Source organism: Fluviicola sp., assembly GCF_029266855.1.
Lineage (GTDB): Bacteria > Bacteroidota > Bacteroidia > Flavobacteriales_D > Crocinitomicaceae > Fluviicola.
In genome coordinates, this window is record NZ_JAQSWB010000005.1 from 126,756 (window position 1) to 140,018 (window position 13,263).

Sequence of the window (13,263 nt, forward strand, 5' to 3'; positions counted from 1 at the left end):
AAAACCACTAAATTTGATATACTAAACCAGATTCACTTATTGAATCTTAAAATCAACAAACTATGAGAAAAGTTTTACTCTGTTTATCATTACTTCCACTGACCCTTCAAGTATCTGCTCAAACACAAATCGGCAACAGCAACCTTGAGGCATGGGAAACATCAACCTCAGAGATTGCAGAGCCTGTTAACTGGAACAGCTTTAAAACAGCTTCAGGCAGTTGGGCCAGTTTCGGGGGACAGCAAATGGATAGATCAACAAACGTCAGACCAGGTTCAACCGGGTCATATTCTGCTCGTATCTGGTCGAGAAGTGTTTTAGGTGTTATTGCTCAAGGAAACATGACTTTGGGCCGAATTGAAATGGGTAGTACAACTGCAAGCAGCACTAGTAATTACAATTACTCAAGTACCGGAAGCGGAACTTATTCGGAAGCATTTACAGACAGCCCGGATTCAGTTATTATTTGGGTAAAATATAAACCTACTAATACGGGTGCAGGTCACATGGCAAGAATCAGCACCGTTATTCACAACAACACAAATAATTATCAGGATCCCTGGCATGTTGCCGGAGCCAATACAATTGCAACTGCCATGGTGAATTTTCCCTACTCCGGTGGCAACTGGCAACGGATTTCTATTCCTTTTACGTATGTAGGAACTCCTTCAAATGCCGCTTTTGTTATAACAACAATTACAACAAATAATATCCCGGGAGGTGGGTCGGCAGGTGACACATTGCATATTGACGATATGCAGTTGGTTTATGTACCTAAAGCAAATTTCAGTTCATCTTCAACGAATATTTGTACCGGAGGGAGTGTGACTTTTACCAACACATCTACTAATTACCCAACTTCTTATTCCTGGAACTTCGGTGACGGGTCACCAAACGAAACTACAGCAAATCCGGTTCATCAGTATTCAACCGCAGGAACTTACACCGCAACTTTGACCGTAACAAACCAATGGGGGTCCACTACCTCTGTTCCTGTTACGATCAATGTAAGCAACCCGGATGATGCAACATTCAGCTATACCCAGACGACTTATTGTTCCAATGCAGGGAATCAAACACCAACAGTTGTTGATGCAGGCACATTTACTGCAACACCCGCAGGTTTGTCCATCAATGCAACGACAGGTGTAATTGACTTGGCAGCTAGTACAGCCGGGACATATACCGTAACAAATACAACTTCGGGTGCTTGTCCGGATACTAAAACAACATCCATTACAATCAATGCTGCAGCTGATGCGTCGTTCAATTACCCGTCGAACACCATTTGTTTGTCCGGTGCAAATCAAACTCCGACAACAGCAGAAGCAGGAACCTTCTCTTCTTCTCCCGCGGGATTAGTATTCGTAAGCACTTCCACGGGTGAGATCAATGTTTCCGGAAGTACTGCTGGAACTTATACGATTACTTATGATGTGGCAGGTGCTTGTCCGAATTCAAGTCAAACCAACATTACTCTTACAACAACCCCTGATGCTACGTTTACCTATGCACAAGGAACTTATTGTACTGATGCAACAGACCCAAGTCCGGTATTTGGTGCAGGAGCAAGCGGAGGAGTTTTTTCTGCAGCTCCGGGTGGATTGGCCATCAATACCAACTCAGGAGTAATTGATCTCTCTGCAAGTACAGCCGGAACATATACTGTAACAAACAATATTGCCGCTGTGGGTTCTTGTCCTGCTGATGTTGAAACGTTTACGGTAGTAGTCAATGCGTTACCAAACGTAGCATTAGGAACTTTCCAGGATGTTTGTGTTTACAATCCGGCATTTGCTTTATCAGGAGGAACACCTGCTGGCGGTACCTATAGCGGAACAGGAGTTAGCGGCGGAAATTTTGATCCCGCAGCAGCAGGTCTTGGATCCGAAACGATTACTTACTCTTATACGGATGCAACAACTACCTGTTCAAACACAGCTACAAACACTATTCTGGTTGAGGCTTGTTTAGGACTTGAGAATAATGAAATTGCAACTGTTTCTGTTTACCCGAATCCAACTGACGGTAAATTAACATTGTCTAATGTCATCGGGAATAACGGATTTAAAGTTCTTTCTGCCTCAGGGCAAGTCGTTTTGAACGGACTTGTTTCAAACACGGCGAACACCATTGATTTGTCGGCATTTGAAAACGGGATCTATGTTCTTCAATTAACTCAGGAACAAGGTGTTCAAACTATCCGCATCGTTAAGAAATAAATATTTCATACCTTTGTTGTGCAACCACCATTCTTACCCGGGATGGTGGTTCGCTTTTTAATACTGCCGTTTATGAAGTACTTGCTTTCCATCTTAATACTTTCGACTTCTTCGTACATTTTTGCCCAAACGGGCCGGATTACCGGCAAGGTACGTGACCTTCAGGGCGAGGCAGTAGTTGGTGCATCGGTCTTTGTTAAAGCCAACCAGCTTTACGGAGCAAATTCAGATGAGAACGGTCAGTTTGTACTGGAACTTCCTGTCGGAGTTTATAATTTGATTTGCCGGATGGAAGGAATGAATACCGATACAATTCAAATCAATGTTACGGAAAACGGTATCATTGAACTGGACATTCCGATGGAAGAGATTTCAACCGTATTGGATGTTGTAGAAATAAAAGTTGGAAAGTTTGACAAGCCCCTGGAAGATCAAACTGTTTCAATAGAAATCTTAAAACCACGTTTGATTGAAAGTAAAAATACACGAAGTATAGAAACCGCATTAGATCAAACACCCGGATTAAATATTTTAGATGGTGAGCCTCAAATCAGAGGTGGTAGCGGATTTACTTTTGGTGTAGGATCTAAAGTTGCCGTTTTAGTAGATGATATGCCCATGCTTTCCGGTGATGCCGGAAGACCGGAATGGGGGTTTATCCCGGTTGAAAATATTAGCCAGGTAGAAGTAATAAAAGGTGCAGCATCTGTTCTTTCCGGAAGTTCTGCCTTATCCGGCTCTATTAATATTCGTACGGCCTATCCGACTTCCAAACCCCTGACCAAAGTAATTTTATATTCCGGTTTATACAGCACTCCTTCCATGGAAGGTTCAAAATGGTATGACGATACACCCCTAATTGCCGGAGTTAATTTTTTACATTCCCGCAAACACAAACAATGGGATATTGTCATTGGAGGAAATTTCAATTATGATCATGGATATATCGGCCCGCCAAGTACCGATTCTCTTGTTTGGGCGGATACCATCACCAATTTCAACAACAAACAAATGATTAGCAAACGCGCCCGCGTTAACTTTAATTTATCTCGACGTTCGATCAAAACCAAAGGGTTAGTTTATGGAATAAATGGAAACGCGATGGTCGCTCAAAGCAACATGGTATTTGCGTGGTTAAATGACACAAGTGGTATTTACAATGCATATCCCGGTGCAGTTTTCCTACAAAATCAGTTGATCTTTAATCTTGATCCTTATATTATTTATTCGACAAAATCAGGAAGCAAACACAGTTTAAGAACAAGAATGCTTCGAACCGTAAACGAACTTACTGCTAATCAAGATAATCAGTCCACCGTTTTATACGGCGATTATCAATACAAAACATCCATCAAACAAATCATTCCTGTTGATTTCATTGGTGGTATAACGGTCCAAAACACCTACTCACATTCCAATATCTATCGTGGTTCGGGCAGTCCGAATAACCAACTTCTGAATTTATCTGCTTATGCTCAGGCAGAAAAGAAATTCTGGAAGAGATTAACACTTTCTGTTGGCGGAAGACTGGAATACTTTCAATTAAATGATAGCACCACTGCTCTAAAACCTATTTTCAGAGCCGGATCTAACTTCAAAGTTCACAAAGCAACATTCCTAAGAGCTTCTTATGGACAGGGTTACCGCTTCCCAACTATTACCGAGCGCTTTATTCAAACAGGAGTAGGTAATTTCGGAGTATTTCCAAACCCTGATCTGAAACCGGAAACAAGTTGGAATGCTGAAATTGGAATTAAACAAGGATTCAAAATTGGTCCGGTAATGAGTTTCTTCGATATTGCAGGATTCTGGCAAGAATACCAAAACACCATCGAATACATGTTTGGTATCTGGAAACCATTAACAACACCTGAAGCGCTTGGCTCTTCAGCCGGATTTATGTTCTTAAACACAGGCAATTCGCGTGTGAAAGGAATCGATGCCTCACTTGCAGGAACCATTGCGATTGGTAAAAAAAGTGATTTAACTTTCCTGGCCGGTTATAATTATATCTTGCCTACAACTTTATCACCTGACTATTTGTATGCGACCGATTCCCTTAATCGTAAGTTTACTTACAACACCACTTCTTTAGATTCGGCCTCTCGCGTATTGAAATACCGTTTTCTCCACAATGTCAAAATGGACTTTGAGTATGTTTACAAAAAGGTACTCTCAGTTGGGTTCAGCGCAAAATACTTTTCCAAGATTGTGAATATGGATGCAATCATCAAAGACTTTGAACAGTTAACACAAGATGTGGATGTTTTGCAGGATATCCAATACATGGACTTTTTTGAATCACACAGGAAAGGTAACTGGATCTTTGACGCACGAATTTCTTTTTTACTGAGAGAGAAACACCGCTTTGCAATTATTGGCAGCAATATTCTGAATAGTACATATTCTCTCCGCCCTCTAAAAATTGAAGCCCCAAGAACGGTAATGCTTCAATATACGCTGAAATTAGGAGGTGATTAATGTTCGTTGAAAGACTTTAGGCCGTATTTTTGTAAAAAAACAGCATGCGTGTTCTGATAGTTGCTCTCATTTTTGTAGCCGGTGTTACAATAGCATATTTCCTGACTAAACCAGGTGAAGACGAAACTCTGAAAGTATACAATCCCATTGACGTGGAATCCGAAATGGTGGATAAGGATTTAAGCCGCAAAGGTTTTGGTCATACCATCCAGCAATTTTCATTTACAGACCAAAGCGGTAAATCTTACGGATCGAAGGATTTGAAAGGTAAAATTTACGTTGCAGAGTATTTCTTTACCACCTGCGGAACGATCTGTCCTGTAATGAACGCTGAAATGCAGCGCGTGCAACAAGCATTCAAAGGAAACGATTCATTCAAAATTTTGAGTTTTACAGTTGATCCCGAAACGGATTCCGTTGCACAAATGAAACTTTACGCAGATGGTCACGGGGCTGATCCGAAACAATGGCATTTTCTTACCGGTGATAAAAAAGACTTATACCAGTTGGCCCGAAGAAGTTTTTTCGTATTAAAACCGGCTGAAGCAGCTAATCAGGGAGATGTGGGTTCCGACTTTATTCACACAAACTATTTTGTATTGGTTGACACGAAAAAGAGAATCCGCGGATATTATGACGGAACGGATTCCAAAGAAGTGGATAAACTGATTGGAGATATCCGGAAGCTCCTGGAAGAGAAATAACAAAAATCCGCTCTCTTTATACCTCCAGAATTTAAAGAGGTCAGGCTCTCCGAAGGGGGAACTTGAAAAATTTCATGTATTCGTTTGGGAATTCTGCTTATTTTCGACCGGTAATCCAATTCGCAATTCATGCAAACTACAAAAACAAACTACGGAGCACTTTCCACCTTAACGACCGTTTTCTTCTTTTGGGGATTCATCGCTGCAGGAAACAATATTTTTATTCCATTTTGTAAACATTACTTCGGTTTAGACCAGTTTCAAAGCCAATTGATCGATTTTGCATTCTATGGCGCCTATTATCTTGGTGCACTGGGTTTGTTTGTTTTTAGTACTGTCACCGGAAAAGATTTGGTTTCCACATGGGGCTACAAAAAAAGTATTGTTCAAGGATTACTTTTCTCCGCTTTAGGCGCAGCGATGATGATTGTCTCTGTGTACCTGAATGTCTTTGCAGCAATGTTATTTGGCTTATTCATTGTAGCGCTTGGGTTTTCACTCCAGCAAACTTCCGCCAATCCGTTCATGATCTCATTGGGAGACGAAAGAACGGGAAGCAACCGCATCAACTTAGGTGGGGCTATCAACAGCTTAGGTACTAACATCGGTCCGATCATCATCTCTCTTGCACTTTTTGGAACTACTGCTGCCATACCTGACGAAAAAATTGCGGCTTTGGGTCTGAGTAAAGTGGTGATTTTGTACGCATGTGTCGGTTGTTTATTTCTTGGAATCGCAGCATTATTCGCTTTCTCTAAAAAATTACCCAGCGGTAAGCTGGAACAAACCATTGATGAAACATCCGATAAAGCCAAAAAAGGCATGGTCACCATGTTGGTTATAACCGGATTATTAATCGCATGCTTCTCACCGGTTATGAGCAGCTATCGTTCCAATGAAGCAAAGCAACTGACAGAATTGAAAGGTGATTTGGAACAGTTAACAACCGGAGAAGACAATAAACCGATTAAACACCTAAGTGCAGCGCAGCAAGAGACCAAAGAATCGATAACACTTCAGATCAAAAAGATTCAGGAACCTCTTGAGAAATACAGAATGATCTGGCTTTCAGCTGGATTATTATTCGTATTGGGCGGCATTTTATTTGCTAATCGCTCTGCTAAAAAGAATGAAGCAGGTTGGGGAGCTTTGAAATACCCGCAGCTAAGTTTGGGAATGCTGGCCATTTTCGTTTATGTGGGTGTGGAAGTTGCAGTTGGAAGTAATTTAAGTGAATTATTAAAACAGCCTGCCTTTGGGGGGTATGAATCATCCGAAACAACACCTTTTATTGCAATGTATTGGGGAAGTTTAATGATCGGGCGCTGGTCAGGATCAATTAATGCCTTTAATCTTTCCCTGCAAACAAAAGTGATATTAAAATTCATTGTTCCACTCATTGCCCTGGGAGTTAGTTTGGGCGTGTCGATCGTTTCAGGATACCAGGTAAAACCACTTTACTGGTATTTCATCTGTGTTCTGATTCAAATTGCTGCTTCTTACCTGACAAAAGACAAACCTGCACGTTCGCTTGCTATTTTCGGCAGCTTAGGATTGTTATGTATCCTTATTGGTCTGAGCAGTACCGGGATCGTATCCATTTATGCTTTCCTTAGTGCCGGACTTTTCTGCTCTACCATGTGGTCGTGTATTTTCTCACTGTCTTTGGCAGGCTTGGGCAAATACCAGGCTCAAGGTTCCGGGTTCTTAGTCATGATGATCCTGGGAGGAGGAATTATCCCTCCAATTCAAGGCAAATTATCCGACATCATTGGAATCCAACCTTCATTTATTGTAGGGGCGGTTTGTTTTGCATATCTAACCTTCTTTGCGGTTTTCGTAAATAAGCTGCTGAAAAAACAAGGCATTTCACTCGATAGCGATGTGGCAAGTCATTAAATCAGTGATTTAAATTTTCAAAAAGCGGCAAGATAGTCGCTTTTTTTGGCTCCATACCCTGCTAATTCTCACTTTTCTAAAATAATCTATATTGTTTCTAAATAAGGGCAAAGCTTCATTCGGGTTGTTCTAGCTATTAAATTTGTAGCGTTTGAAACACTTTTTAAAAACACTATGAGTAAATCTGGAATATTTACGTCCTCACTAGCAAAGAAATACTGGATGGCTCTTACAGGGCTCTTCCTAATTACCTTTCTCGTCGGACACTTGTTGGGGAACCTTCAATTAATTACAAAAACAGGAGAAGAAGGCAGACGCGCGTTCAACGAATATGCGTACTTCATGGGTCATAACATCTTTATCAAGATCTTGGCTTATCTGACCTACTTTTCAATCTTAGCTCATGCTATTATCGGGTTGTATTTAGCAGTGCAAAACAAAAAAGCCCGTCCCAAGAATTACGCTTACAACAAACCAAGTGCAAATTCAAGTACAGCTTCACGTAACATGGCGATTTTAGGTACTCTTATCCTGATCTTCATTTGTACGCACATGGCCAATTTCTGGTACAAGCAAAAAGTTGCAGAAACAGTTCCATTGCATATTTTGCATAAGGAGATTACCGAGCAGCAGCAAAATCCTATGACGGGACAGTTAATGGAGCAAAAAATCGGGATCAATTATGTCCTTACCACCAAAGGAGATTATATGCCGAAATCATACACCGATCCTAACACAGGTAAGGATGTTGAATTAATGGATGTAAAAGAAGGCACTCATCTTTATGACAAAAAAGCCGAACTTCAGGTTGGTGAAGGGTACAGGGATTTACATACTGTTGTAATGAACTTCTTCGGTCAGTCTCAACAAGGACAACCCACAAACGATCTGGCACTTTGGGCTGTGATCTTATATGTCATTTCAATGTTCGTTCTGATGTTCCACTTATGGCACGGATTTGCTTCATCTTTCCAGTCACTGGGGTTGAACCACATCAGATACAACGGGTTTATCAATATTCTTGGTAAAATCTTTTCAATCGTGGTTCCCTTGTTATTCGCGATTATTCCAGTTATGATTTATTTAAATAGATAACATTCAAAAAAATACTTATGTCTATTCTAGATTCAAAAATACCAGAAGGCCACATTTCACAAAAATGGACCGACTACAAAGACCACTTGCGCTTAGTTGCTCCAAATAACCGTCCGAAGATTGACATTATTGTTGTTGGAACAGGTTTGGCAGGAGCTTCAGCAGCGGCATCTCTGGGAGAAATGGGATACAATGTGAAAGCATTCTGTTTCCAGGACTCTCCACGCCGTGCACACTCTATTGCAGCCCAAGGAGGAATCAATGCAGCAAAAAATTACCAAAACGACGGTGACTCGGTTTACCGTTTATTCTACGATACAATCAAAGGTGGTGACTACCGTGCCCGCGAAGCAAACGTTCATCGTTTAGCTGAAGTATCGGGAAATATCATTGACCAATGTGTTGCACAGGGAGTTCCATTTGCACGTGAGTACGGAGGTTTATTAGACAACCGTTCATTCGGTGGTACACAAGTGCAACGTACATTTTATGCTGCAGGGCAAACAGGTCAGCAATTGTTGTTAGGAGCATACTCGGCACTTTCCCGCCAGATCGGTTTGGGAAATGTACAGATGTACAACCGCCACGAAATGCTCGACCTGGTAAAAGTAGACGGGAAAGCACGTGGAATTATCGCACGTAACTTAATTACAGGTGAAATTGAGCGTCATTCAGCACATGCCGTGATCATTGCATCAGGAGGATACGGAAACGTTTACTTCCTTTCTACGAATGCAATGGGATCAAATGTAACAGCAGCGTGGAAAGCACACAAACGCGGTGCTTACTTTGCAAACCCTTGTTATGTTCAGATCCACCCGACTTGTATCCCGGTTCACGGAACAAACCAATCGAAACTGACTTTGATGTCCGAATCATTGCGTAACTCAGGTCGTATTTGGGTACCAAAGAAAAAAGAAGATGCGGAAGCAATCAGAGCAGGACAGTTGAAACCGACTCAAATTGCCGAAGAAGACAGAGATTACTATTTGGAGCGCCGTTACCCGGCATTCGGAAACCTGGTTCCACGTGACGTTGCTTCACGTGCAGCTAAGGAACGTTGTGATGCAGGATTCGGGATCGAGGCAAATGAAACACAGGAAGGTGTTTACCTTGATTTCTCTTCGGAAATTATTTCCAAAGGAAAACAAGCGGCATATGCTGCAGGAAATCACAATCCAAGTGATGAAGAAGTCATTGCTTTGGGTAAAAAATGGGTAGAATCAAAATACGGAAACCTGTTTCAGATGTATGAAAAAATTACAGATGAGAACCCGTATGAAACCCCGATGAAAATTTATCCGGCGGTTCACTACACGATGGGTGGTGTTTGGGTTGATTACAACTTACAGTCCACTATTCCGGGATGTTTTGTTGCCGGTGAAGCAAACTTCTCCGACCACGGAGCCAACCGTTTAGGGGCATCTGCATTAATGCAGGGTCTTGCTGACGGATACTTCGTATTGCCTTACACCGTTTCTGACTACCTGGCGGGAGATATCCGTACCGGTAAAATCTCTATCGACTCACCTGAATTCTTAGAGGCAGAAAACAATGTAAAAGAAATGATCTCGAAATTCATGAATAACAATGGTTCGAGAACAGTTGATCATTTCCACAAGCGTTTGGGACACATTATGTGGAACAAGGTTGGAATGGCACGCAATGCACAAGGTTTGACAGAAGCAATTGCCGAGATCGCAGCGTTACGCGAAGAATTCTACAAAGATGTTTTCGTTCCCGGAGATGCAAATGAACTGAACCCGGAACTGGAAAAAGCACTTCGTGTTGCAGACTTTATGGAACTGGGCCAGTTGATGGCAAGAGATGCTTTACAGCGCAACGAATCCTGCGGAGGTCATTTCCGTGAGGAGTACCAGGATGCAGAAGGTGAAACATTGCGCGATGATGAGAACTTTAAATTTGCCGGTGCGTGGGAATACGCCGGGATGGACATTAACCAGTCTATTCTGCATAAGGAAGAATTGAAGTACGAGTTTATTAAGATAGCAGCGAGAAATTATAAATAATTATTGTAGGAACGCGATGCACGTGTTCCTATGTTTAAAATATTGAGAGATGGCATCAAAAACAATAAATATAAACCTGAAGATTTGGCGTCAAAAGAATGCGAATTCGAAAGGGAGTATGGAAACATACAAATTGGACAACGTTTCAACGGACAGTTCTTTCCTGGAAATGCTGGATCAATTGAATGAGCAGTTAGTAAACGAACGCCAGGAACCGATCGCATTTGACCACGATTGCCGCGAAGGAATTTGCGGAATGTGCTCTTTGTACATCAATGGAGAAGCTCATGGTCCGGACCGCGCTATCACAACTTGTCAGCTGCACATGCGTAAATTCAAAGATGGCGAGACTATTTATGTTGAGCCGTGGAGAGCAAAAGCATTCCCTGTCATTAAGGATTTGGTCGTAGACCGTTCTGCATTTGACCGTATACAGCAAGCCGGTGGTTTCGTTTCGGTAAACACCTCCGGACGCACCATGGATGCAAATGCTATTCCGATCGGAAAGGCAGAAGCTGACAAAGCGTTTGAAGCTGCAACCTGCATCGGCTGTGGAGCTTGTGTTGCAAGTTGTGTAAACGCTTCTGCAATGCTATTCGTTTCGGCTAAAGTATCTCAGCTGGCTTTGTTGCCACAGGGACAGGTTGAAGCACATCAGCGTGTTCTGAACATGGTAAAACAAATGGATGAAGAAGGATTCGGTAACTGTACCAATACAGGTGCATGCGCTGTTGAATGTCCGAAAGAGATCTCATTGGAGAACATTGCCCGCATGAACCGCGAATATTTCAGAGCGATGGTTACTGCAGAGTAATTTTTTCTCATATACTATCAAAAGGCTTCGCAAATGCGAAGCCTTTTCTGTTTCATTCCGGTCCGGGACATTTAACGGCTCAAAATCAGCTGGGTAATAAATAAGTTTATTCAAACAAAAATTTTTTGTTTGTTAATTTTTCGTTACATTTAGTCCATCTTTAATTTACTTATGTTATGAAAAAACTTTTACTTTCCCTTGGGTTAGTGTTAGTTGGTTCGACTGCTATGTCACAAGTGATATTCTCAGTTGAAGCTCCTGCATCAATCGAAGGATTCTATGATTTTAAATCAAATGGAGACGGATCAAGCTGGGGAACAGCTACTTTAGCAGGTTTACCCCCGGTTATTGACACAGTTGTAATCCCTAATGACGGAACTCTGGGCTTAAATGCACAGGGAAACCCGGCATCGGCTACAGGTTGTAATGCATTACCGGCAGGAAGTTTGGCCGGAAAAGTCGCTATGGTATTCCGTGGTGACGGAGGAAACCCGCCAATTGGTGCTTGTGGATTCGGTGTTAAAGCGCAAATGTGTGCAAATGCGGGTGCTGTCGCAGTAATTATTGTAAACCGTGATGCAACAACAATTGCAATGAACGGAGGTACTGAAGGTGCTGCGGTTACTATTCCGGTTATAATGGTTAACCTGGCTACAGGTGTTGCAATCAAAAATGCAATCACTAACGGTGACGATGTAGTTGTAATGATCGGTGACAAAACAGGTTACTACGATGATGATTTAACTGCATTTGAAACAAGTTCAGTAAGAGCAAACTTTGGTTCAAAACCATTGGCTTTGGCACAAAATGCTTCTGAATTTTCTTTAAGCCCGGGAACATGGGTTTACAACTACGGTAATAACAATCAAACAGGTGTTACTTTAACAACTGTTATCACAAGAGACGGAACACAAGTGTATACAAACACTTCGGCTGCGGCGAATATCCCTTCAGGAGATTCCATGTTTATGACTACTTCTACGTATTCGGCAGCTTCTTATACTGCAGGTTTGTATGAAGTTACATACACCGTGAATACTCCTGTTACTGATGAGTTTATGGGAGATAATGTTTCCAAAAGTATTTTCAGCTTAGATCCTGAATTATGGTCTTTAGCTGGACTTGACCCTACAGGTGATACCATTAAAAAAGACGGCTTCTACCGTCCGGCTACTTTACCTACAACTCAATTTGAAACTTGTATCGTTTTAAAAGATCCGAATGCCGGAAGACTTAAAATGGATGGTGTTATTTTTGGTGGTATGACTGTTGGTGCTACAGATTCAACTGTATCTTTGGATGGTGTTGAAGTAACTTGGACATTGTATACCTGGAATGATGCTGATCAAACAGTTACTGCCGGTACATTCACTCAATTGAGTGAGGTTGCGGGTGGTGCTTATATCTACCCGGATCCTGCTGATGCTGAGCATGAAAAAACAGTTTTCATGCCAATCACAAGCGCTCCTAATTACCAATTGGCAAATAACCAGACGTACTTATTGTGTATCAACAACTTTATTCCTGAAGTATACATGGGCTTCAGTACATCTGATCACTATGACTTGGCTATGAATTCGGATGATTTGGTTCGTTTCCCATTACGTTCAGATGTTGGTACATGGACTCCTGCTGGTTTCAGCGGACTTCCTGTTCCTTCTATTGCTATGAGAACCGGTACGAACTTAAGCGTTGCTGAAAATACAGTTGACGCTGCTGCATTCCCAATTCCTGCTAAAGACGTAATTACTGTAAGAGTAAACGCTGCAGGTGATGCTTCATTGAAAATTGTAGATATGGCTGGTCGTCAGGTTTCTGCTCAACAAGTGAAAATTGAAAATGGTCAATTCGAAACTTCTGTTGCAGGAATGAACGCTGGTACTTACGTATTCACATTAGACTATTCAAATGGTACTACAAGCCGCTTTAACGTGGTTGTATCTAAATAAGAAGAATTCTTAAATGAGAAAACCAACCAGTCAGCTGACTGGTTGGTTTTTTTTTGCCTCATTTTTAGA

General features: G+C 41.7%; 8 protein-coding genes. All 8 read left to right on the plus strand.

What is annotated here, in order from left to right; genetic code table 11:
- The first annotated feature begins 62 nt into the window (after positions 1–62).
- The 8 genes from K0S23_RS12275 to K0S23_RS12310 all read left to right on the plus strand — a co-directional run bounded on the left by K0S23_RS12275 (position 63) and on the right by K0S23_RS12310 (position 13,194).
- Positions 63–2,222: a PKD domain-containing protein gene (locus tag K0S23_RS12275; RefSeq protein WP_300357762.1), complete on the plus strand. Its 2,160-nt coding sequence runs from the start codon at positions 63–65 to the stop codon at positions 2,220–2,222.
- Positions 2,223–2,294: 72 nt separating this feature from the next.
- Positions 2,295–4,703 (plus strand): TonB-dependent receptor, encoded by a 2,409-nt coding sequence (locus K0S23_RS12280; protein WP_300357764.1) that lies wholly within the window; start codon positions 2,295–2,297, stop codon positions 4,701–4,703.
- Positions 4,704–4,747: 44 nt separating this feature from the next.
- Positions 4,748–5,407 (plus strand): SCO family protein, encoded by a 660-nt coding sequence (locus tag K0S23_RS12285; RefSeq protein ID WP_300357766.1) that lies wholly within the window; start codon positions 4,748–4,750, stop codon positions 5,405–5,407.
- 129 nt (positions 5,408–5,536) lie between these two features.
- A complete protein-coding gene (locus K0S23_RS12290; protein ID WP_300357769.1) occupies positions 5,537–7,306 on the plus strand; it encodes an MFS transporter in 1,770 nt (589 codons plus the stop codon).
- A 174-nt stretch (positions 7,307–7,480) separates the two neighbouring features.
- Positions 7,481–8,401, plus strand: coding sequence for a succinate dehydrogenase cytochrome b subunit (locus tag K0S23_RS12295; RefSeq protein WP_300357771.1), 921 nt, complete (start codon positions 7,481–7,483; stop codon positions 8,399–8,401).
- A gap of 17 nt (positions 8,402–8,418) precedes the next feature.
- Positions 8,419–10,431 carry a fumarate reductase/succinate dehydrogenase flavoprotein subunit gene (locus tag K0S23_RS12300; protein ID WP_300357773.1) on the plus strand — a complete coding sequence of 671 codons (2,013 nt, stop codon included), beginning with the start codon at positions 8,419–8,421 and terminating at the stop codon, positions 10,429–10,431.
- A gap of 49 nt (positions 10,432–10,480) precedes the next feature.
- Complete coding sequence (locus tag K0S23_RS12305) at positions 10,481–11,245, plus strand: succinate dehydrogenase/fumarate reductase iron-sulfur subunit (protein WP_300357775.1); 765 nt, start codon at positions 10,481–10,483, stop codon at positions 11,243–11,245.
- Between the two features lie 176 nt (positions 11,246–11,421).
- Complete coding sequence (locus K0S23_RS12310) at positions 11,422–13,194, plus strand: PA domain-containing protein (RefSeq protein WP_300357778.1); 1,773 nt, start codon at positions 11,422–11,424, stop codon at positions 13,192–13,194.
- Positions 13,195–13,263 lie beyond the last annotated feature (69 nt).

Coding starts and splice junctions, on each gene's coding strand:
- K0S23_RS12300 (WP_300357773.1), top strand. CDS start 8,419: ATGTCTATTCTAGATTCAAAAATACCAGAAGGCCACATTTCACAAAAA.
- K0S23_RS12310 (WP_300357778.1), top strand. CDS start 11,422: ATGAAAAAACTTTTACTTTCCCTTGGGTTAGTGTTAGTTGGTTCGACT.
- K0S23_RS12280 (WP_300357764.1), top strand. CDS start 2,295: ATGAAGTACTTGCTTTCCATCTTAATACTTTCGACTTCTTCGTACATT.
- K0S23_RS12295 (WP_300357771.1), top strand. CDS start 7,481: ATGAGTAAATCTGGAATATTTACGTCCTCACTAGCAAAGAAATACTGG.
- K0S23_RS12285 (WP_300357766.1), top strand. CDS start 4,748: ATGCGTGTTCTGATAGTTGCTCTCATTTTTGTAGCCGGTGTTACAATA.
- K0S23_RS12275 (WP_300357762.1), top strand. CDS start 63: ATGAGAAAAGTTTTACTCTGTTTATCATTACTTCCACTGACCCTTCAA.
- K0S23_RS12290 (WP_300357769.1), top strand. CDS start 5,537: ATGCAAACTACAAAAACAAACTACGGAGCACTTTCCACCTTAACGACC.
- K0S23_RS12305 (WP_300357775.1), top strand. CDS start 10,481: ATGGCATCAAAAACAATAAATATAAACCTGAAGATTTGGCGTCAAAAG.